General features: G+C 67.3%; 17 protein-coding genes. 5 read left to right on the top strand and 12 right to left on the bottom strand.

Translation table 11 applies throughout. The features are described from left to right. Positions 1-144: 144 nt before the first annotated feature. On the bottom strand, positions 145-897 hold the full coding sequence (glnH, locus tag ACVN9Z_RS20275; protein ID WP_020927507.1) for a glutamine ABC transporter substrate-binding protein GlnH: 753 nt from the start codon (positions 895-897) through the stop codon (positions 145-147). A 165-nt stretch (positions 898-1,062) separates the two neighbouring features. On the opposite strand from glnH, the gene ACVN9Z_RS20270 reads away from it, so the two are divergent. Then, a complete protein-coding gene (locus tag ACVN9Z_RS20270) occupies positions 1,063-2,124 on the top strand; it encodes a C45 family autoproteolytic acyltransferase/hydolase (RefSeq protein WP_458212557.1) in 1,062 nt (353 codons plus the stop codon). Positions 2,125-2,154: 30 nt separating this feature from the next. On the opposite strand, the gene ACVN9Z_RS20265 is transcribed toward ACVN9Z_RS20270, so the two are convergent. The 3 genes from ACVN9Z_RS20265 to nudC all read right to left on the bottom strand — a co-directional run bounded on the left by ACVN9Z_RS20265 (position 2,155) and on the right by nudC (position 7,302). Then, the gene (locus ACVN9Z_RS20265) at positions 2,155-5,778 is read right to left on the bottom strand and encodes a hydantoinase B/oxoprolinase family protein (protein WP_054438426.1); all 3,624 of its coding nucleotides are present in this window, start codon (positions 5,776-5,778) and stop codon (positions 2,155-2,157) included. A gap of 86 nt (positions 5,779-5,864) precedes the next feature. Beyond that, a complete protein-coding gene (locus ACVN9Z_RS20260) occupies positions 5,865-6,374 on the bottom strand; it encodes a winged helix DNA-binding protein (protein WP_006388202.1) in 510 nt (169 codons plus the stop codon). A gap of 157 nt (positions 6,375-6,531) precedes the next feature. Next, positions 6,532-7,302 (bottom strand): NAD(+) diphosphatase, encoded by a 771-nt coding sequence (nudC, locus tag ACVN9Z_RS20255; protein WP_458212556.1) that lies wholly within the window; start codon positions 7,300-7,302, stop codon positions 6,532-6,534. A gap of 276 nt (positions 7,303-7,578) precedes the next feature. Between nudC and dctP the strand changes: the two genes are divergently transcribed. From dctP to ACVN9Z_RS20235, 4 genes are all read left to right on the top strand, one after another. After that, positions 7,579-8,553, top strand: coding sequence for a TRAP transporter substrate-binding protein DctP (gene dctP / locus ACVN9Z_RS20250; RefSeq protein WP_024068741.1), 975 nt, complete (start codon positions 7,579-7,581; stop codon positions 8,551-8,553). A gap of 7 nt (positions 8,554-8,560) precedes the next feature. After that, positions 8,561-9,061 carry a TRAP transporter small permease gene (locus ACVN9Z_RS20245; protein ID WP_020927502.1) on the top strand — a complete coding sequence of 167 codons (501 nt, stop codon included), beginning with the start codon at positions 8,561-8,563 and terminating at the stop codon, positions 9,059-9,061. Further along, positions 9,054-10,355, top strand: a complete 1,302-nt coding sequence (locus ACVN9Z_RS20240) for a TRAP transporter large permease (protein WP_006388198.1) — start codon at positions 9,054-9,056, stop codon at positions 10,353-10,355. The genes ACVN9Z_RS20245 and ACVN9Z_RS20240 overlap by 8 nt, the downstream gene beginning before the upstream one ends. Before the next feature lie 338 nt (positions 10,356-10,693). After that, positions 10,694-11,764 carry a porin gene (locus ACVN9Z_RS20235; RefSeq protein ID WP_024068739.1) on the top strand — a complete coding sequence of 357 codons (1,071 nt, stop codon included), beginning with the start codon at positions 10,694-10,696 and terminating at the stop codon, positions 11,762-11,764. Between the two features lie 92 nt (positions 11,765-11,856). Here ACVN9Z_RS20235 and ACVN9Z_RS20230 read toward each other — a convergent pair whose 3' ends face one another. The 8 genes from ACVN9Z_RS20230 to ACVN9Z_RS20195 form a co-directional block, all read right to left on the bottom strand. Then, complete coding sequence (locus ACVN9Z_RS20230) at positions 11,857-12,564, bottom strand: ABC transporter ATP-binding protein (RefSeq protein WP_053501252.1); 708 nt, start codon at positions 12,562-12,564, stop codon at positions 11,857-11,859. Between the two features lie 4 nt (positions 12,565-12,568). Beyond that, positions 12,569-13,291, bottom strand: coding sequence for an ABC transporter ATP-binding protein (locus ACVN9Z_RS20225; RefSeq protein ID WP_020927499.1), 723 nt, complete (start codon positions 13,289-13,291; stop codon positions 12,569-12,571). Continuing rightward, positions 13,272-14,261, bottom strand: coding sequence for a branched-chain amino acid ABC transporter permease (locus tag ACVN9Z_RS20220; protein ID WP_020927498.1), 990 nt, complete (start codon positions 14,259-14,261; stop codon positions 13,272-13,274). Before ACVN9Z_RS20220 ends, ACVN9Z_RS20225 begins: the two co-directional genes overlap by 20 nt. Position 14,262: 1 nt before the next feature. Further along, positions 14,263-15,114, bottom strand: a complete 852-nt coding sequence (locus ACVN9Z_RS20215; RefSeq protein WP_006388193.1) for a branched-chain amino acid ABC transporter permease — start codon at positions 15,112-15,114, stop codon at positions 14,263-14,265. Between the two features lie 45 nt (positions 15,115-15,159). Beyond that, positions 15,160-16,410 (bottom strand): ABC transporter substrate-binding protein, encoded by a 1,251-nt coding sequence (locus ACVN9Z_RS20210; protein WP_006388192.1) that lies wholly within the window; start codon positions 16,408-16,410, stop codon positions 15,160-15,162. 362 nt (positions 16,411-16,772) lie between these two features. Then, a complete protein-coding gene (locus tag ACVN9Z_RS20205; protein ID WP_020927495.1) occupies positions 16,773-17,579 on the bottom strand; it encodes a putative hydro-lyase in 807 nt (268 codons plus the stop codon). 101 nt (positions 17,580-17,680) lie between these two features. Next, entirely contained in the window at positions 17,681-18,592 is a 912-nt protein-coding gene (locus tag ACVN9Z_RS20200; protein ID WP_006388190.1) for a LysR family transcriptional regulator, read from the bottom strand. 155 nt (positions 18,593-18,747) lie between these two features. Further along, positions 18,748-20,094 carry an amidase gene (locus ACVN9Z_RS20195; RefSeq protein WP_054447623.1) on the bottom strand — a complete coding sequence of 449 codons (1,347 nt, stop codon included), beginning with the start codon at positions 20,092-20,094 and terminating at the stop codon, positions 18,748-18,750. Positions 20,095-20,128: the final 34 nt, after the last annotated feature.

Genomic DNA, 20,128 nt, shown 5'->3' with positions numbered 1-20,128 from the left:
CGCGCGCCGCATCATGGCGGAAACGCCCGGCGCCGCAAGCGGCTCGGGGCCGCCCCGTCCCGGGCCCGGCGTCGCCGGAGCGAAGCGCCGGGGCCCCAGACTGCCGGGCGGCCCCGAAATGCAACATCAATCCGACGAAAAAGCTCAGGGCTTCTTGCCGAACCACTTCTCGTAGATGGCGTCGTACTGGCCGTTGGACTTGAGCGTGGCCAGGGCCTTGTTGACCTGCGGCACCAGTTCGCTGCCCTTGGGGAAGGCGATGCCGTAGAAGTCGCCGCTCTTGACCGAGCCGACCACCTTGACGCGGCCCTTGCCAGCCGTGTTGGCGTAGTACTGGACGTTGGGCGTGTCGTGCACGGCGGCATCGACCCGGCCGGTGGCCAGTTCCAGGTAGGCGTTGTCGATGTTGGGGAACAGCTTGAGCTTGGCGTCCGGCACCTGGGCCTTCAGGAAGTCCACGGTGGCCGTGCCGGTCTTGACCGCGACGGTCTTGCCGGCCAGCGACTTGGCGTCCTTGATGTCGGTGTTCTTTTCGCCGACCAGGATGGCCAGGCCGCTTTCGTAGTAGGGATCGGAGAAGTCGATCACCTTCTTGCGGTCATCGCGGATGGTGATGCCGGCCAGCGCCACGTCGATGTTCTTGGTCTGCAGGCCGGGGATGATGCCGTTGAAGTCCATCGGCTGCAGCTTGTACTTGACGTTCAGTTCCTTGGCGATGGCCGCCCACAGGTCCACGTCGAAGCCGGTGTAGGTGTTGCCCTGCTTGAACTCGAACGGCACGAACGCCGTGTCGGTGGCCACCACCAATTCCTTGCCTTGGGCGTAGGCGCCGGAGGCGGCGCCGAACATGGCCACGGACAGGCCGACCAAGGCGGCGGCGACTTTACGTTTAATCATGAAACTCTCCTCTTGGGGCCGATAGCACCCGGGGTTGTAGTTAGGACATGATGCGCGGGCCACACCGGGATCGCCGGAGCAACTTACGGGGAATCTTAACGCATCCGTCCCCACCGGACAGAGCTTAGAAAAATTACAATCCGCATGACACCCCGGAGAATCCCCATGCCCTACAAGTATGTACGCATCGCCGGCAACCGGCGCCAGGTCGGCGTGGCGCTAGGCAAGCTGGCCCGCCCGCTGATGGCGACCTACCTGGACCAGAGCGCCACCTGGAAGGCGCTGCGCCCCTGGCGCGGCCACCCCTACGTGGCGGAACTGGGCGAGCAGGCGCGCGCCGCGCTGCCGGCGGTCTGGGAGGAACTGGAGGGGCTGGCCGAAGGACTGGGCCTGCCGCTGGCCGACGTGCTGCTGTGGAATTGCCGCGGCGACCTGCTGCACAGCAGCGGCAGCGGCGACGGCTGCACGTCGGTGGCGCTGAAGGCGGCCGACGGCACCCGCTGGATCGGCCACAACGAGGACGGCGATCCGTTCCTGTACGGCCGCTGCCATCTGGTCGACGTGGCGCTGGACGACGCGCCCGGCTACCTGAGCTTCTATTACCCGGGATCCCTGCCCGGCCATACCTTCGGGGCCAATCGCGCCGGCCTGGTGCAGACCATCAACAACCTGCGCACGCGCCTGCGCCAGCGCGGCCTGCCGCGCATGCTGCTGGCGCGCGCCGTGCTCGACTGCGCCACGCTGGACGAGGCCGTGGCGCTGCTGCGCGACGCGCCGCGCGCGGGGGGCTTCCACCATACGCTGGGCTCGGCCGCCGATGCCCGCGTCTTCAGCGTCGAGGCGTCGCCCGGCGCCGCGTCGGTCCTGGAGATCGGCACCCGCTACGGCCATGCCAACCACATGGTGCACCAGGCCAGCCGCGGCCAGACGCAGATCATCACCGACTCGTCGCGCGAGCGCCAGCGCCGCATCGAGGGCATCGTCGACACCTGGTCGCCCGCCACCGTCGGCGCCGACCTGCTGACGGCGTTGCATGACACCGAGGGCGAACTGCCGATCCTGCGCACCGATCCCAAGGACCCGGACGGCGAAAACACGCTCGCCACCGCGATCTTCGAGATCGGCGATGGCGAGGTGACGCTGCGGGTCTACGACCGCAAGCCGAAGGCGGACATCGTGCTGGATGTGATGAACGATCCGGACGACGCGGCGCCCGATCCCGCCTGAACGGACTCGGACGCCGATGGTGGGCGGCGCTTACGCCGCGCCGTAGCCCCCGCCTCCAGGCGTTTCCACCACGAACACGTCGCCCGGATGCAACTGGGCGCTATCCTGCGGACCGAGTTCCTGCACCGAGCCATCCAGCCTTTCGATGTAGTTGCGGCCCATCGCGCCCGGTCCGCCGCCGGCCAGACCGAATGGCGCGTGCAGGCGGTTGTTGGACAGGATCGCGGCGGTCATGTCTTCCAGGAAGCGGATGCGGCGCACGCCGCCGTTGCCGCCCGGATAGCGCCCCGCCCCGCCCGAGCCGTGACGGATCTCGTACGACTCCAGCCGCACCGGGAAGCGGAACTCCAGCACTTCGGGGTCGGTGAGGCGCGAGTTGGTCATGTGCGCCTGCACCACCGAAGTGCCGGGGAAGCCTTCGTCGTGGGGACCGGCGGCATCGATGCGCACGGGACCGGCGCCGGTGCCGCCCGAGATGGTCTCGTAGTACTGGTGGCGCGCGTTGCCGAAGGTGAAGTTGTTCATGGTGCCCTGGCTGGCGGCCAGCACGCCGAGCGCGCCATACAGCGCGTTGACGATGCACATGGACGTTTCGACGTTGCCCGCCACCACCGAGGCCGGCGGGTTCGGGCGCAGCATCGAGCCTTCCGGCAGGATGATCGACAGCGGCACCAGGCAGCCGTCGTTCAGCGGGATGTCGTCGTTGACCAGGGTGCGGAACACGTACAGCACCGCGGCCACGGCGATGGCGCCCGGGGCGTTGAAGTTGTTGTCCAGCTGGTCCGACGTGCCGGTGAAGTCGACCACGGCGCTGCGCGCCTGGTTGTCCACCCGCACCGCGACGCGGATGACCGCGCCGTTGTCCAGCGGATACTCGTAGCTGCCGTCCTTGAGCACCGAGATCACGCGGCGCACCGCCTCTTCGGCGTTGTCCTGCACGTGGCCCATGTAGGCGCGCACCACGTCCAGGCCGAAGTGATCGCACATGCGCAGCAGTTCCTGCACGCCCTTTTCGTTGGCGGCGATCTGCGCGTGCATGTCGGCGATGTTCTGGTCCGGGTTGCGCGCCGGCCAGCGGCCGGAGCCGAGGATGTCGCGCGCGGCCTGTTCGCGGAACTCGCCGCCTTTGACCAGCTGGAAGTTGGTGAACAGCACGCCTTCGTCTTCGACCGTCTTCGAATCGGGCGGCATCGAGCCCGGGGTGGTGCCGCCGATATCCGCATGGTGGCCGCGCGAGCCGACGTAGAACAGGATCTCGTTGCCCTTGCGGTCGAACACCGGCGTGATCACCGTGACGTCCGGCAGGTGGGTGCCGCCGTGGTACGGGTCGTTGACCACGTAGGCGTCGCCCGGCTGCATGCGGCCGGCGTTGGCGTTCATGACGGTGCGCACCGATTCGCCCATGGAGCCCAGGTGCACCGGCATGTGCGGCGCGTTGGCGATCAGGCGCGCCTGGGCGTCGAAGATGGCGCAGGAGAAGTCCAGGCGTTCCTTGATGTTGACCGAGTACGCCGTGTTCTGCAGGCGGTAGCCCATCTGCTCGGCGATCGACATGAACAGGTTGTTGAACACCTCCAGCATCACGGGGTCGGCCTGGGTGCCGACGGCGCGCCGCTGCGGGCGGGCCTCGACGCGGCGGATCACGAAGTGGTCCTGTTGCGTCAGCTCGGCCTGCCAGCCGGGCTCGACCACGGTGGTCTGGTTCGGCTCGGAGATGATGGCGGGGCCCGCCACCAGGTCGCCGCCGGCCATGTCTTCACGCACGTACAACGGCGTGTCGCGCCAGGCGCCGCCACTGTACATGCGAACCGTGCGGCGCGGCGCCAGCGCGCCGTCGCGGCTGCGCGACGCGGGCGTCTCGGTGACGCGCTCGCCGCCGCCGGTGGCTTCCACCGAGATGGTTTCCACCACCAGTTCGCGGTTGGGCATGAGGAAGGAATAGCGCTGGCGGTAGGCGGCCTCGAAGTCCTTGCGGGCCTGGTCCAGGTCCGAATACGGCACTTCGAGCGCGGTGTCGGTGCCGCGGTACTTCAGGTGCAGGCGGCGTTGCACGCCGATGTCGCTATCGGCCACGTGCTGGCGGCGCAGTTCGCCCACGGCCTGCTCGGCCAGCGCGTCCAGTTCGCCTTGCAGTTCGGCCATCAGCGCGGCGTCGAGCGTTTTCTCGACGGTCTTCTGGCGCATGTCGGTCTGGTCGGCCAGGCCCATGCCGTAGGCCGACAGCACGCCGCCCAGCGGGTGCGCGAAGACCGTGGTCATGCCGAGCGCGTCGGCCACCAGGCAGGCGTGCTGGCCGCCGGCGCCGCCGAACACGGTCAGCGCGTATTCGGTGACGTCGTGGCCGCGTTGCACCGAGATGCGCTTGATGGCTTCGGCCATGTTGCCGACGGCGATTTCCAGGAAGCCCTCGGCCAGCTGTTCCGGCGTCATGTCGCGGCCGGTGGCGGCGCGGACCTCGTCGGCCATGGCCTCAAAGCGCTGCACGACGGCGTCGCGGTCCAGCGCTTCGTTGGCGTCGGGACCGAACACCTTGGGGAAGAAATCGGGCTGGATCTTGCCGAGCAGCACGTTGCAGTCGGTCACGGCCAGCGGCCCGCCGCGGCGGTAGCAGGCGGGGCCGGGGTTGGCGCCGGCCGAATCCGGGCCGACGCGCAGGCGCGCGCCGTCGAAATGCAGGATCGAACCGCCGCCGGCCGCGACCGTGTGGATGCTCATCATGGGCGCGCGCATGCGCACGCCGGCCACCAGGGTCTCGAACTCGCGCTCGAATTCGCCGGCGTAGTGCGACACGTCGGTGGAGGTGCCGCCCATGTCGAAGCCGATGATCTTGTCGAAACCGGCCTGCTCGCTGGTGCGCACCATGCCGACGATGCCGCCGGCCGGGCCGGACAGGATGGCGTCCTTGCCGCGGAAGCGGTGCGCGTCGGTCAGGCCGCCGCTCGATTGCATGAACATCAGGCGGATGCCGGGCAGTTCGCCGGCCACCTGGTCGACGTAGCGCTTGAGGATGGGCGACAGGTAGGCGTCGACCACGGTGGTGTCGCCGCGCGAGACGTACTTGATCAGCGGGCTGACCTCGTGCGAGGCCGACACCTGGGTGAAGCCGATCTCGCGCGCGATGCGGGCGGCGCGCTGCTCGTGGCCGGTGGCGTGCCAGGCGTGCATGAAGACGATGGCGACGGTGCGGATGCCGCTGTCGTAGGCCGCCTGCATGTCACGGCGCAGCGCGGCCTCGTCCAGGTCGCGGATCACTTCGCCGTCGGCGGCGACGCGCTCGTCGGCCTCGACCACGGCTTCGTAGAGCATTTCCGGCAGCAGCACGTTGCGGTCGAACAGGCGCGGACGGTTCTGGTAGGCAATGCGCAGGCCGTCGCGGAAACCGCGCGTGGTCACCAGCAGCGTGCGTTCGCCCTTGCGTTCGAGCAGCGCGTTGGTGGCGACCGTGGTGCCCATCTTGACGCATTCGACCTGCTCGGCCGGCACCGGCTGGCCGGGCGCGATGCCCAGCAGCTTGCGGATGCCCGCCACCGCCGCGTCGCGGTACTGCTCGGGATTTTCCGACAGCATCTTCGCGGTGGTGGTGGTGCCGTCGGGGCGACGCGCCACGATGTCGGTGAAGGTGCCCCCACGATCAATCCAGAATTGCCACTTCATAACTATCCTCGGGTACAAGAAGCCGCCACGGCGCTGCCGGCCGCGGCGTGCGGGTTGCGGTACGGGGCGCTGCCCCGCGTATCGGTTTACAGGGAGGTCGCGGCGCGCGCGGCCTGGTCGTACAGGCCGGACAGGGCGCGCAGCGTGTGCGCCAGCTGGCGGCTGAATTCCAGGCCGCCGCCCCCCGGCGCGTCGAGGCCGGCGGTCAGGCATTGCTCGCGGATTTCGCCGTAGCGCTTGATGATGGCCGCGCCTTCGGGCGTGACGCTGTAGAACACTTCCTTGCTGGCGCGCTCGCCCTTGACCACGCCCAGGCGGTCGAGCTTTTTCAGCGCGTAGTTGACGATGTGCGTGTCCTCGACATTCAGCGTGAAGCAGATGTCGGCCAGCTTCTTGGGGCGCTGGCGGTGGAACACGTGGTGGAACACCATGACGTCGGTGGGCGTCAGGTCGGGCAGGCCCGCCGCCGCCATGCAGCGCACGGTCCAGCGATCGAAGGCGTGGCTGGCGATCATCAGGCCGAATTCGACTTCGGACAGGTCCGGCGCGCTACCGCCGGCCAGGTGGGCCGACGAGGCGATCAACGTGGAGGTCATAAGGGCCGCGCAACAAGTTTATCTGCGCGAAATACTAATAATTTATCTATATTTCATCAATAAAAAACAAAACAGGGACGGAAAAAATCCCTCGATTCGAGGGAATACCCCTAGGATGAATGCCCGCCTAAGGCGCGCGCAGCACTCCCGCGCCTTGCTATGGCGCGTCCCAGCCAGCCGGCAAATGCGCGCGGATCAGCGAACCGGCAATGGAGATGCGCGCCGCGATCTCTGGCATCGGATCGCCCGGACCGAACCAGCGCGCGTCGGCGATCTCGTCTTCCTGCACGCGGATCTCGCCCGACACGTATTCGGCCGTGTAGGCCACCATCAGCGAATGCGGGAACGGCCAGGATTGGCTGCCGAAGTACTTCAGGTTGCCGACCTTCAGGCCGACCTCTTCCAGCACCTCGCGGTGCACCGTCTGCTCGATGCTTTCGCCCGGCTCGACAAAGCCGGCCAGGGCCGTGTAGCGCCCGGCGGCATTGGCGGTGTGGCGCGCCAGCAGGATGCTGTCGCCCTTGCGGATCAGCACCATCATGGCCGGCGAGATGCGCGGATAGGCCGAGAAGCCGCAGGCCGGGCAGCGCTGGCAGAACTCGCCGCTGACGCGCGTGGTGGCCGTGCCGCAGGCGCCGCAGAAGCGATGGGTGCGGGCCCATTCGGCGATCTGGTAGGCGCGCCCGGCAAGCGCCATGCGTTCCTCGTCCAGCACCCCGAACAAGGACCGCAGCTTCTTGAAGGCGTAGCCGCGCGGCGCTTCGATGCCCGGTTCGACATGCGCGGCGCGGGCCGGCGAATCCGGCGTGGCCCAGACCGGCTGCAGGGCGTCGGCCCCAAGCCCGGCGCGCCCACAGGCATCCAGGTCCGGCAACACGCTGGTGGCTTCCTCGACCAACAACTCGTCACGACGAAAAACGAAATTCACACGACCCTCTGCGACACGACTGCGATGACGAGATCTTAGAAGAAAAAGACGCCGCCGCAAGACAACGTCCGGCCCGTGGGCACACTATTTCAATCGTCAAGCATTTCGGACCGGCGGCCTAGGAATTACCCGTAAACACGCGCTTGCAGGCACTTTGTGACCAAGAGGCAACATAGAATGGCACGGCTTTTCAGCTATGCGTCATGCCGCGCCGCGCGCTTTTTCGCAATGCCTCCGGGCCCTGCCCGCACTCATCATTCGCAAAGAAGGACCATCATGTTCAAGAAGCTCTCGCTGTTGACCGGCTCCATCGTCCTGGCGTTCAGCGCCGGCGCCCAGGCCCAGACCAAGTGGGACCTGCCCAGCGCCTATCCCGCCAGCAACTTCCACGTCGAAAACCTGACGACCTTCATCAAGGACGTCGACACGCTGTCGGAAGGCAAGCTCAAGATCACGCTGCACAACAACGCCTCGCTCTACAAGGCGCCCGAGATCAAGCGCGCGGTGCAAGGCAACCAGGCCCAGATCGGCGAGATCCTGCTGACCAACTTCGCCAACGAGGACCCGATCTACGAACTGGACGGCCTGCCCTTCCTGGCCACCGGCTACGACGCCTCGTTCAAGCTGTACCAGGCGCAGAAGCCGTTCCTGGAAAAGAAGCTGAATTCGCAGGGCATGACACTGCTGTACGCGGTGGCCTGGCCGCCCCAGGGCATCTTCGCCAACAAGGACATCAAGCAGATCAGCGACATGAAGGGCCTGAAGTGGCGCGCCTACAGCCCGGTGACGGCCAAGATCGCCGAACTGGTCGGCGCCCAGCCGGTGACGGTGCAGCAGGCCGAACTGTCGCAGGCGCTGGCCACCGGCGTGATCGACTCGTACATGTCGTCGGCCTCCACCGGCTACGACACCAAGACCTACGAGTACATCAAGAAGTTCTACGACACCCAGGCCTGGCTGCCCAAGAACGCCGTGATCGTCAACAAGAAGGCGTTCGACGCGCTTGATCCGGCCACACAGGAAGCCTTGAAGAAGGCCGGCGCGCAGGCCGAGGAACGCGGCTGGAAGCTGTCGCAGGAAAAGAACAAGTGGTACCAGGAAGAACTGGCCAAGAACGGCATGGAAACCGTCAAGCCCACGGTCGAACTGAAGGAAGGCCTGTCGGTGATCGGCAAGCGCATGCTGGATGACTGGCTCAAGAAGGCCGGCGCCGACGGCCAGGCCATGATCGACGCCTACCGGAAGCAGTGATACGACCATGCGCCGCTTTCTGGATGGACTTTACGGCGCGGCCGGCCTGCTGGCCGGCCTGTGCACGATCGGTGTATTGGTTGCGGTGCTGGCCGCGATCGTCGCGCGCCAGCTTGGCCTGAACATTCCCGGCACGGACGCCTATGCCGGGTATTTCATGGCCGCCGCCGGGTTCCTGGCGCTGGCCAGCACCTTCAAGCATGGCGAACACATCCGCGTGACGCTGCTGCTGAACGCGCTGTCGCCGGCCGGCAGCCGCCGCCTGGATATCTTCGCGCTGGCGGCGGGCACCCTGATGGCCGCCGCCTTCGCCTTCTTCAGCGTCAAGCTCACCTACGACTCCTGGCAGTTCAACGACATCTCCACGTCCAACGACGCCACGCCGCTGTGGATTCCGCAGCTCAGCATGGCCGTGGGCACGGTCCTGTTCCTGGTCGCCCTGCTCGATGAGCTGGTACGTCGTTCACGCGGCCTGGCCGCCGCCACCTCGCAGCAAACCCATGAATGAACTTCTCGTCATTACCCTGCTGGTCGTCTCGATCTTCGCATTCCTGGGATGCGGCGTCTGGGTCGGCCTGACGCTGGCGGGCACCGCCTGGATCGGCATGGAGATGTTCTCCAGCCGCCCGGCCGGCGATGCCATGGCCGTCACCATCTGGGGCGCCTCGTCCAGCTGGACGCTGACCGCCCTGCCCCTGTTCCTGTGGATGGGTGAAATCCTGTTCCGCACCCGCCTGTCGGAAGACCTGTTCAAGGGCCTGGCCCCCTGGCTCAACCGCCTGCCGGGCCGGCTGCTGCACACCAACGTGATCGGCTGCGCCATCTTCGCGGCGGTGTCGGGCTCGTCCGCGGCCACCTGCGCCACGGTCGGCAAGATGACCATCCCCGAGCTGACGCGCCGCGGCTACCCCGAATCGAAGATCCTGGGCACGCTGTCGGGCGCGGGCACCCTGGGCCTGCTGATCCCGCCGTCGATCATCATGATCGTCTACGGGGTGGCGGCGGACGTGTCGATCGCCAAGCTGTTCATCGCCGGTATCGTGCCGGGCATCCTGCTGGCGCTGTTGTTCATGGGCTACATCGCCTGGTGGGCCATCCGCAATCCGGACGAAGTGCCCGCCGCCGATCCGGGCCTGACGTTCAAGGAAAAACTGTCGCGTTCGCGCCACCTGATTCCGGTGATGCTGCTGATCGGCGCGGTGCTGGGCTCGATCTACACCGGCCTGGCCACGGCCACCGAGGCCGCGGCGGTGGGCGTGGTCGGGGCGCTGATCCTGTCGGGCCTGCAAGGGTCGCTGTCGCGCGCCACCTTCATGCAATCGCTGCTGGGGGCCACCCGGTTGTATTGCATGATCGCCCTGATCCTGGCGGGCGCGCAGTTCCTGACGCTGGCGATGGGCTACATCGGCCTGCCGCGGGCGCTGGCCGAGTGGATTGGCGGACTGGGCCTGTCGCAGTTCTGGCTGATCATGGCGCTGATGGTGTTCTTCATCGTGCTGGGCTGCTTCCTGGACGGCATTTCCATCGTCGTGCTGACCATGGGCGTGCTGCTGCCGACGGTGCAGGCGGCCGGCATCGACCTGATCTGGTTCGGCATCTTCATCGTTTTCGTTGTGGAAATGGCACAGATCACGCCGCCGGTGGGCTTCAACCTGTTCGTGCTGTCGGGCATGAGCGGGCGCGAGCTGCCCTATATCGCCCGCGCCTCGCTGCCGATGTTCTTCCTGATGATCCTGGCGGTGCTGCTGCTGTACCTGGTGCCGGGCATCGCGACGTGGTTGCCGCTGCACATGACGCTCTGATCCGCACACCACCCGCCCAAAACCCCGTTCCTGCAACGGGGTTTTTTTGGAACAATGCCAGGATTGTTCCAGTCATCGCCTTTTTTGCATTTCTGTAAACCCAGGGAAAACGCGAAAAAGATAAACGCACTACACAAGCCGTAACTTTTCTAGAATCCTCGTGGCGTTCTGGATTGGCACCACTATGGCGCACGGAACGTACAGAGGGCCCATGCTCCGGACCCGCGCCAACCCCTGGCGTCGGTGCAACGGCCCAGCTCCAGGCGAACCGCCAGGCGCGTCCAGCCGAGCCAAAAGCCCGGCCCACGCTAAGAACAGAAACATTAGGAGAAGCCTCAGTGAAACGCATCACTCTTACGCTCGCCGCCGCCGGCCTCGGCCTGGCCGCAGGCGCCGCTTCCGCTGAAACCAGCGTCACCCTCTACGGTATCGCCGACGTCAGCATGCGCTACGTCAATACCGGCTCCGGCGCGTCCGGCGAGGACGGCAGCCGCCTTTCGATGGAAAACGGCGCCATCTCCAACAGCCGCTGGGGCCTGCGCGGCTCGGAAGACCTGGGCGACGGCAACCGCGCCTTCTTCCGCCTGGAGCAAGGCTTCAACGTGCAGAACGGCAACTCGTCCAGCTCGGGCAAGACCTTCAACCGCCTGGCCTACGTCGGCCTGGACGGCGGCAGCATCGGCGCGTTGACGCTGGGTCTGCAGAACACGGTGATCCAGGACCTGATGGCGGACTACTTCGATCCGCTGACCGTCGGTAACTACAACGAAAACTCGTGGCTGCCCGCCGCCATGGGCCGCGTGCGCAACAACAACACCTTCCGCTACTCGAACACGCTGGGCGACCTGAACGTGATCGCGTCGTGGGCCAACGGCGACAAGTGGTCGGACCGCAAGGCCGGCCAGCAGATGGGCGTGAGCCTGCGCTATACCGTTGGCCAGCTGGGCCTGGGCGGCGCCTTCATGCGCACCTACGAAGGCAACGACTCCGAACTGCGCCAGCAAGTGTGGAACTTCAGCGCTTCGTACCAGTTCGAAAGCGCCAAGGTCTTCGCCGGCTACTTCAACGGCCGCGACCAGACCGGCTGGGTCAACGCCGTCATGGGCGGCACCACCACCGCCCAGCTCGACCGCAAGGACAACGGCTACTTCGCCGGCGTGACCTGGCAGGCCACCCCGCGCTGGGCCATCACCGGCGCCGCCTACTACGACCAGAGCAAGAACGTGGTCGAAGACGGCGACAAGGGCAAGCGCTACGCCCTGGTGGCCGTGGCCGAATACGCGCTGTCCAAGCGCACCCAGGTATACGGCACCGTGGACTACAACAAGGTCCGCGACGCCGCCACCGGCGAAATCGCCGGCCGCACCAGCCAGCTGGGCGCCGGCGTGGGCATCCGCCACATTTTCTAAGTCCTTCGCGACTTACGGCCCGCCCCCGGCCGCATGTCAAAAAGCCCGTCGCTCGCGCGACGGGCTTTTTTTCGTCCAGCGCCTTGCCCGCGCTACATGCCGAGATACGCCTGCCGCACCTCGTCCGACGCCGCCAGTTCGGCCGCATTGCCGGACAGCGCGACGCGCCCGCTCTGCATCACATAGGCGCGCGCCGCGACTTCCAGCGCCTGCGCCATGTTCTGCTCGACCAGCAGCACCGACAGGCCGTCGTCGCGGTTCAGGGCGGCCAGCGCGTCGAACACCTGCTCGACCAGCAGCGGCGACAGGCCCAGGCTGGGTTCGTCGATCAGCAGCAGCCGTGGCCCGCTCATCAGGGCCCGGCCGATGGCCAGCATCTGTCGTTCGCCGCCGGACATGGTGCCCGCGAGTTGTTCGCGGCGCTCTTTGAGGCGCGGGAACAGCGCGTAGACCTTGTCAAGCCGTTCGCGATAGACGCGCTCGTCGCGCACCGTGTAGGCCCCCAGGCGCAGGTTTTGCTCGACCGGCTGGCGCGCGAACACCCGCGCGCCCTCCGGAATCATGGCAATGCCCTGCTTGACCAGCTGGTCCGGCGGCGTTCCCGTGATGTCGCGCCCTTCGAAGACGACCCGGCCTTCCTTGGGTTTGACCGAACCGATGATGGCCAGCAGGGTGCTGGACTTGCCGGCGCCGTTGGCACCCAGCAGCGCCGCGATTTCGCCCGGGCGCACTTGCAGCGACACGTCGCGCACGGCCTGCACGCCGCCATAGGCCACGCTCAGGTTGTCGACCTTCAACATCACGTCAGGCACGGTGCTTCCTCCCCAGATAGGCTTCGATCACGGCGGGATTGCGCACGATGTCCTGCGGCGCGCCTTCGGCGATCATCTGGCCGAAGTTCAGCACCAGCACCCGCTGCGCCAGCCGCATGACCACCTCCAGCACGTGCTCGACGATGATCAGCGTGACCCCGGCAGCGTGGATGCCGCGCAGGATCTCGGCCAGCGCGATGGCTTCGGCCGGATTCAGGCCGCCGGCCACTTCGTCCAGCAGCAGCATGCGCGGCTCGGTCGCCAGCGCGCGCGCCAGCTCCACCCGCTTCTGCCCCGCCACGTTCAGTTCCGCCGCCAGCGTGTCGGCGCGGTCGGCCAACCCCACCAGTTCCAGCACCCGCGCCGAGGCGCGGCGCGCGTCGGGCAGGCGCGGATGGCGCAGCAGCGCGCCGACCATGGCGTTTTCCAGCACCGTCATCTGGCCGAAGCTGCGCGGGATCTGGTAGGTGCGCACCAGCCCCATCGCCGCGACCTGCTCCGGCCGCCGGCCGATCATGGACTCGCCGGCGAACGCCACCGTGCCGGAGGTCGGCTCGTGATGGCCGACCAGGCCGTTGAACAGCGTGCTCTTGCCGGCGCCATTGGGACCGATGATGGCGACGATCTCGCCCGCCTCGACCGACAGCGAGATGTCCTTGTTGGCGACCAGGCCGCCGAAGCGCTTGGTCAGGTTCTTAACGTCGAGCAGAGCCACGGCGCCTCCTCAATGTCACCAGACCGCCTGGCAGGAACAGGGTGACGAGCAGGATCGCCAACCCGAAAATCAGCAGATCCAGGCCCAGGCCCGAACTGCCCCACAGCACCCGCGTGCCTTCCGACAGCGGCAACAGCACGGCCGCGCCCAGCCACGGGCCGACCAGCGTGCCGACGCCGCCCAGGATGGCCACCAGCACCACCTGCACCGACATCGTCAGGCTGAACATCGATTCGGGATCGATGAAGCCCACGTACATGGCGAAAAAGCCGCCCCACACCCCGGTCATGCCGGCGGACAGCACGAACGCCAGCATCTTGTAGCGGTCCGCCGGCACGCCCAGGCTGCGCGAGGCTGCTTCGTCGCCGTTGATGGCGCGCCAGTAGAAGCCGGTCTTGGAGTGCACCAGGAAGTACGTGGCGCAGAACGTCAGGAACGCCAGTCCCACCGCGATCCAGTAGTACGGCACCTTGCTGCGGAACAGCAGCATCCAGGCGGCGTCGCCGATCGGCGCTTCCAGCCCGACGGCGCCGCCGGCCCAGTCCCAGTTGATCATCAGCAGCAGCCCGATCTGCAGCAGCGCGATGGTGGCCATGGCGAAGTAATGACCGGACAGGCGCAGCGTCGGCCCGCCCACCAGCCAGGCCAGCGCCGCGCTGATCAGGCCGCCCAGCGGGATGCCCAGCAGCGGCGTCAGCTTCAGGTGATGCAGCAGCAGCAAGGTGGTGTAGCCGCCCACGCCCACGAACACGGCGTGGCCGAAGGAAATGCGCCCGAGAAAGCCGCCCACCAGGTTCCAGCACGCGCCCAGCGCGCCGAACATGATGGCCAGCAGCAGCACCTGCAAGGTGAACGAGTCGGTCACCACCAGCGGCACCAGCGCCAGCAGCACCGCCGCCGCCAGCGCCACGGCCACCGGCCATTTCGGCACGCCCGAGCCGGCGCCGTCCTTTTTCTGTGTCGTCGTCATGTCACCACCGCCCGAACAGGCCGCGCGGCCGATACCAGAGAACCAGGATGAAGAGGATGAAGACGCTGACCGTCTTCAGCGCGGGCGCCACGAAGTAGCCCGTCATGGCCTCGATGATGCCGATCAGGATGCCGGCGATGAAGGCGCCCGGCAGCGAGCCGAAGCCGCCCATGCAGACCGCCACGAAGGCCAGCAGGCCAAACACCGTGCCCACCGAGGGAAACACATAGAAGAACGTGGTCAGCAGCGCGCCGGCCAGGCCGACCGCGGCGCTGCCCAGCATCCAGACCTGGGCGTTGACGCGGTCCGGCGAAATACCGACCAGCGCGGCCACCTGGCGGTCTTCGGCCACCGCTTGCAGGGCGTGCCCCCAGCGCGTGCGGTACACCAGCACGAACAGCGCGGCCACCACCACCAATGCCACCAGCCCGGTCACCACTTGCGGGCGACCCAGCGAAACGCCGGCCAGCGTGACGCTGCCGGACACCAGAGTATCGGGCAGGCTGCGGTAGTCCGGGCTGAAGGCGATGAACGCCAGCTGGCGCAGCACCAGGCCCAGGCCGAAGGTGGCCAGGATCACCGCCATCGCGGGTCCCTTCTGCAGGCGCTTGATGATCAGCGCATAGGTGAGGAAACCGACGAAGGCCAGCACGATGGCGACCAAGGGCGCCGACAGCGTGGGGTCGATATGACCCAGGGTGTAGAGCCAATAGGCGGCATACATGCCGAGCATCAGGAATTCGCCATGGGCGAAATTGATGACGTCGGTGATGCCCCAGATCAGCGCCAGCCCCACCGCCACCGCGGCATAGATCAGGCCGTTGAACAGGCCTGCCGAGAGAGCTTCGAACATGGAGTGCTCCTGTGGCGGGCCCCCGCGGCCCGCCACGGCTGATGATTACTTCCAGGAGAACGGCAGCGTGGGCAGCGTCTTGTCGGTGCGGTACTTTTCCGGCCATACCGTCTGGTAGGACGAACCCTTCAGTTCCAGGATCAGGCCGGAACCCTTGGTGTTCTGGCCCTTGTCGTCGAACTTCACGCCGGCCCAGGGCATGGCCACTTGCGCCTCGCCCAGGTCGGTGGCCGCCAGCGCCTTGCGGATCGCTTCCGGATCGGTGGAGCCGGCGCGGTTGATGGCGTCGGCCAGCACCAGCACGCCCTGCATCGAACGGGCGTTATTGCCGTTCAGGTCCTTGCCGGTCTTGGCCTTGTACATGTCGTTGATCTTCTTCAGGCCGGCCTTGGCGGCGGCCACGTCGTTGCCCCAGACGTCGCGCGTCAGCACGCCCTGCACCTGCGGGCCCACTTCCTGCACGAAGCGCGAGTCGATGAAGCCGGCGTCATTGGCCAGCAGCACCGGCGGGGCGTACTTGCTTTCGCGCATGGTGCGCACGAACAGCATGGCGTCCGAGGTGTAGCTGGCGAAGATCGCCACGTCCGGCTTGGCGGCGGCCAGCTTCTGCACTTCGGCCGTCACCGAGGCCGAGCCGGCGCTGTAGGCGATGTTGGCCACCACCTGGCGCTTGTACTGCTTGGCGAACTTCTCGACCGCCTTGTAGGTGTTGACGCCAAAGTCGGTGTTCTCGTAGACCACCGCGATCTTGGCGGTCGGCGTGCCCTTCACGCCGTCCAGGAACTGCATCATGTTCTCGACGAAGGTGTCGTCGTTGGGCGAGGTGCGGAAGAACCACTTGTAGCCGCGCTCGGTCAGGTCCGGGCTGCTGGACTCGCCATTCAGGTAGGGAATGCCGCGCTGCTCGGCGATGCGGCTGGCGGTCTTGGTGACGGCCGATTGGTAGGCGCCGGTCAGGGCCACCACTTTCTCCTGGTCGATCAGGCGCTGCGCGTCGGCCAGGCCCACTTCGGGCTTGCCCTGCGAATCGCCGAACACCACTTCGATCTTGGCCCCGCCCAGCGCCGGCAGGCCGGCGCCCGCGGCCAGCGGGATCCCTTCGAGTTCGGGATGCGGGTTATTGACGATGTCCACGGCCAATTCCACCGCGGCCTTGATCTCGGCGCCGGTGGACGCCAGCGCGCCGGACAGGGGATAGATCGCGCCGATCTTCACGGTCTTGACCTGCGCCTGCGTCGGCGCGGCGGCCAACAGCGCCAGACTCGCGGCGACACCCGCAATGAGCTTCATCTTCATTACCTGACTCCTGGAAAAAATCCCACTGTGAAAGCAATGCAATCCACGGGGCGCGCGGCCCCGGGCCCGGCGGATCCGGGCCTGCGGCGGCCCCGTCCCGCCGGCATGCCGGCAGGCGCTGGGCCTGAAACTTCTGTCGCCTTTTCCCCTTGTCCTTTCATGGATCTTTCTGGAGGCAAAACCAAAGCTGCGGATACGCCATGACAGGCGCCATGAGGGTGCCATGAGGACACCGCGAGCGCGTCATGGGGACGTCACAAGGACGCCAGGTACGGCTGATTCCTGATCGATGCGATTCCTGTTTCTAGCGGTTTTCCGCTGACGGTTGACTGAGAATGGCCGGTGGCGACTACCGATGGCGACTACAGGATCGCCATGCGGCTGTTGACGAGATCCGTGACCAGCATGTGGCCGGGCGCGTGCGTGATGCAGAAGTCGGGGCGCACCGCAGCCACCACCGACTGCGGCGTGACGCCGCAGGCCCAGAACACCGGCATTTCGCCCGGACGGATCTCCACGGGATCACCATAATCCGGCCGGTTGATGTCGGCAATCCCGATCAATGCCGGGTCGCCCAGGTGCACCGGCGCGCCATGGACCGAGGGAAAACGCGAAGTCACCTGGATGGCGCGGATGGCGTCGGCGGCCTTCAGCGGCCGCATCGACACCACCAGCGGACCGCCGAACACGCCGGCGGCATGGGTCGGGATGCTGGTGCGGTACATCGGCACGTTGCAGCCCTGTTCGATGTGGCGCACCGGCAGGCCGTTGTCGAGCATTGCTTCCTCGAACGAGAACGAGCAGCCGATCAGGAACGACACCAGGTCGTCGCGCCACCAGTCACGCACGTCGGTGGGTTCGGCCACCAGCTCGCCGTTCTGCCAGACGCGATAACGCGGGATGTCGCTGCGGATGTCGATATCGTGGCCCAGCTCGGGCAACGCCGGATCGCCCGGCTCGGACATGGCCAGCAAGGGGCACGGCTTGGGATTGCGCTGGCAGAAATGCAGGAAATCGGCCGCCAGGGCGCGCGGCAGGATCGCCAGGTTGGCCTGCACATGGCCCGGGGCCAGGTTGGCGGTGGGGCCGGCCAGCTTGCCGCTGCGGGCATCGAGCCGCGCGCGGCGCGCCAGTTCCACGCTGCTGCGGACCGCCGAATCCAGTGCCATGTCAATTCCCCTTGCATCGATGTTGGTATGGGGACATTGCACAGGAACTCGGCCGCAGCGTCTAATCACATGTTGCGATAGACCCCGATCAGAATTCCTTATCAGGGTTTTGCCGGATGGCGCAGCGCTTCTTCGCGCGCAATCTGCTGCGCGGCCTCGGCCACGGTGCGCGGCACCTGGCTGTCCGGCCCCTGCATCCAGCAGGCGGTGTAGTGCAGCGGCGGCAGCGGCGGTGCCTTCACGTCGAGCAGCCGCAATTCGCCCTGCGCCAGCTCCTTATGCAGGATGACGGGCGCGATCACCGCCGTGCCTATGCCGTCCAGCGCCATCCGCACGATCACGCTCAGCGCCGAACTGCCGTACATGCGCGGCGCGTCGACGCCGGCCTGCTGCAGCACTTGCCGCACCGCGCGGTGCGGATCGGTGGTGGACGAATAGGTGATCACCGGCCATTGCCCCAGCCGCTTCAGGCTGATGGGCTGGCGCCCCACCTTGAGCTTGGGGCTGGCGACCCAGCTGAGCGGGTAATTGCACAGGTACAGGTTTTCGATGCGCGGCTCTTCCATCGGCCCCAGCAGGAACGCCAGGTCGATCTGGCGCGAGGCCAGCTGGGTCTTGAGCATGGTGGTGGTGTCGACCTGGATCTCGACCATCAGCGCCGGGTAGGCGTCGTGCAGGTACTCCATCAGCGTCGGCAGCCAGGTGTGGACGATGGTCTCGGACACGCCCAGCCGCAGGGTGCCGCTCATCACGCTCTTGGCGCGGGCCGCCTCCTGCATGTCGCGCCGCAGCTGCAGCATGCGCTCGGCATGCGACAGCAGCTCGCGGCCCTTGCCGGTCAGCTTGATGCCGCGCACGTCGCGGTCGAACAGGCGGATGCCCAGGTCGGACTCCAGCGACGCGATGCGCTGGGAAATCGCCGGCTGGGTAGCGTTGAGTTTTTCGGCCGCGGCGCGAAAGCCGCCCAGCGTGGCCACCCAGAAAAACGTCTCGATATTGCGCAGATCTATCATGGCGCCCGAATCCTGCCCCGTTGCGCGGCCTGTCCCGTCGCCATGTTAGCGTCGGGAGGACGATGCCGATATGGCGGAAAACACCGCCCTGCCCGCCCACGCCGTGGGACGGCGGGAAACCGCGGGCCGCGACGCAACGCGGCCCCGGCGCCGGTTCAAGCGGCGAGCAATTCCTCGACCGCCAGGCCGATCGCCAGCACGCGGCGGTCGGCGCCATTGCTGGCGGCGATCATCAGGCCGACCGGCGCGGTGCCCGCGGCATGGCACGGCAGCGACAGCGCGCAGCCATCCAGGAAATTGATCAGGGTGGGATTGCGCAGGATCAGGCCGTTGGCGGCGTAATAGGCTTCGTCCGAGGCTTGCAGATCCGCCACCGCCGGCGCCACGATGGGCGTCGTCGGCATGATCAGGGCGTCGTAGCCGGCGATGCGGCGGTCGACCGCGGCCACCCAGGCTTCGCGCGCATCCAGCAGGTCCAGGTAGTCGGCGGCGCTCATGTCCTTGCCGCGCAGGATGCGCGACACCACGCGCGGATCGTAGCGCTTGCCGGCGCGCGCGATCAGGTCGCGGTGCCAGGCCCAGGCCTCGGCGGCCGTGAAGCCGCCCTTGGCATTGATGTTGGCCAGTTCGGCGAATTCCGGAATGGCGATCTCGTCGACCAGGGCGCCGGCTTCCTTCAGGCGCGCCACGGCGCGGGCGAAGGTGTCGGACACGTGCTTGTCCATGCCGTCCAGCGCCAGCGTCCTGGGCACCGCCAGGCGCAGGCCGCGCAGCGGCAGCGCCTCGGGCACCGGGCCGCCCTCGCCCGACAGGATCGCGTCCAGTTCGGCGCAGCAGCGCACGCTGGCGGCGATCGGGCCGATGGAGTCCAGGTTGGCCGACAGCGGCAGCACGCCGTCCATCGAGACGCGCCAGGCACTGGGCTTGAAGCCGGTCAGGCCGCACAGCGCGGCGGGAATGCGCACCGAGCCGCCGGTGTCCGAGCCGATGCCGGCCACGGCCATGCCGTCGGCCACCGACACCGCCGCGCCGGAGGACGAGCCGCCGGGAATGCGGCCGGTGGCGCGATCCCAGGGATTCAGCGGCGTGCCGTAATGGGGATTGATGCCCAGGCCCGAATAGGCGAATTCGGTCATGTTGGTGCGGCCGATGATGACCGCGCCGGCGGCGATCAGGCGCTGCACCACTTCTGCGTTGGCGTCGGCGGCGGGTTCGCCCTCGCGCGCCACCGAGCCGGCCATGGTGGTCTCGCCCTCGACGTCGAACAGGTCCTTGATGCTGATCGGCAGGCCTTCGATGGCCGAGCGCACGATGCCGGCGGCGCGCAGCGTATCCGAGGCCCGCGCCTGCGCCAGGGCCGATTCAGCGTACAGCCGGGTGAAGGCGCGGGCGCCCTCGCCGTCCGGATCGCCGGCACGGGCCAGCGCGGCTTCGGTCAGTTCAACGGAGGTGCTGCGACCGTCGTTCAAGGCGGCGGTCAGGTCGTTCAAGGTCGGATACATACGATTCCAGGTGCCGCGTCACGGCATGAAAGTG

This window comes from Achromobacter sp. KK8, assembly GCF_054188005.1.
This window is presented reverse-complemented; position numbering and strand designations above follow the sequence as displayed.

What these genes read in the sequence shown, in the direction of transcription:
- ACVN9Z_RS20205 (WP_020927495.1), bottom strand. Translation starts at nt 17,579, where the DNA reads ATGGCACTGGATTCGGCGGTCCGCAGCAGCGTGGAACTGGCGCGCCGC.
- ACVN9Z_RS20265 (WP_054438426.1), bottom strand. Translation starts at nt 5,778, where the DNA reads ATGAAGTGGCAATTCTGGATTGATCGTGGGGGCACCTTCACCGACATC.
- glnH (WP_020927507.1), bottom strand. Translation starts at nt 897, where the DNA reads ATGATTAAACGTAAAGTCGCCGCCGCCTTGGTCGGCCTGTCCGTGGCC.
- ACVN9Z_RS20240 (WP_006388198.1), top strand. Translation starts at nt 9,054, where the DNA reads ATGAATGAACTTCTCGTCATTACCCTGCTGGTCGTCTCGATCTTCGCA.
- ACVN9Z_RS20195 (WP_054447623.1), bottom strand. Translation starts at nt 20,094, where the DNA reads ATGTATCCGACCTTGAACGACCTGACCGCCGCCTTGAACGACGGTCGC.
- ACVN9Z_RS20245 (WP_020927502.1), top strand. Translation starts at nt 8,561, where the DNA reads ATGCGCCGCTTTCTGGATGGACTTTACGGCGCGGCCGGCCTGCTGGCC.
- ACVN9Z_RS20215 (WP_006388193.1), bottom strand. Translation starts at nt 15,114, where the DNA reads ATGTTCGAAGCTCTCTCGGCAGGCCTGTTCAACGGCCTGATCTATGCC.
- ACVN9Z_RS20270 (WP_458212557.1), top strand. Translation starts at nt 1,063, where the DNA reads ATGCCCTACAAGTATGTACGCATCGCCGGCAACCGGCGCCAGGTCGGC.
- ACVN9Z_RS20220 (WP_020927498.1), bottom strand. Translation starts at nt 14,261, where the DNA reads ATGACGACGACACAGAAAAAGGACGGCGCCGGCTCGGGCGTGCCGAAA.
- dctP (WP_024068741.1), top strand. Translation starts at nt 7,579, where the DNA reads ATGTTCAAGAAGCTCTCGCTGTTGACCGGCTCCATCGTCCTGGCGTTC.
- ACVN9Z_RS20260 (WP_006388202.1), bottom strand. Translation starts at nt 6,374, where the DNA reads ATGACCTCCACGTTGATCGCCTCGTCGGCCCACCTGGCCGGCGGTAGC.
- ACVN9Z_RS20230 (WP_053501252.1), bottom strand. Translation starts at nt 12,564, where the DNA reads ATGTTGAAGGTCGACAACCTGAGCGTGGCCTATGGCGGCGTGCAGGCC.
- ACVN9Z_RS20210 (WP_006388192.1), bottom strand. Translation starts at nt 16,410, where the DNA reads ATGAAGATGAAGCTCATTGCGGGTGTCGCCGCGAGTCTGGCGCTGTTG.
- ACVN9Z_RS20200 (WP_006388190.1), bottom strand. Translation starts at nt 18,592, where the DNA reads ATGATAGATCTGCGCAATATCGAGACGTTTTTCTGGGTGGCCACGCTG.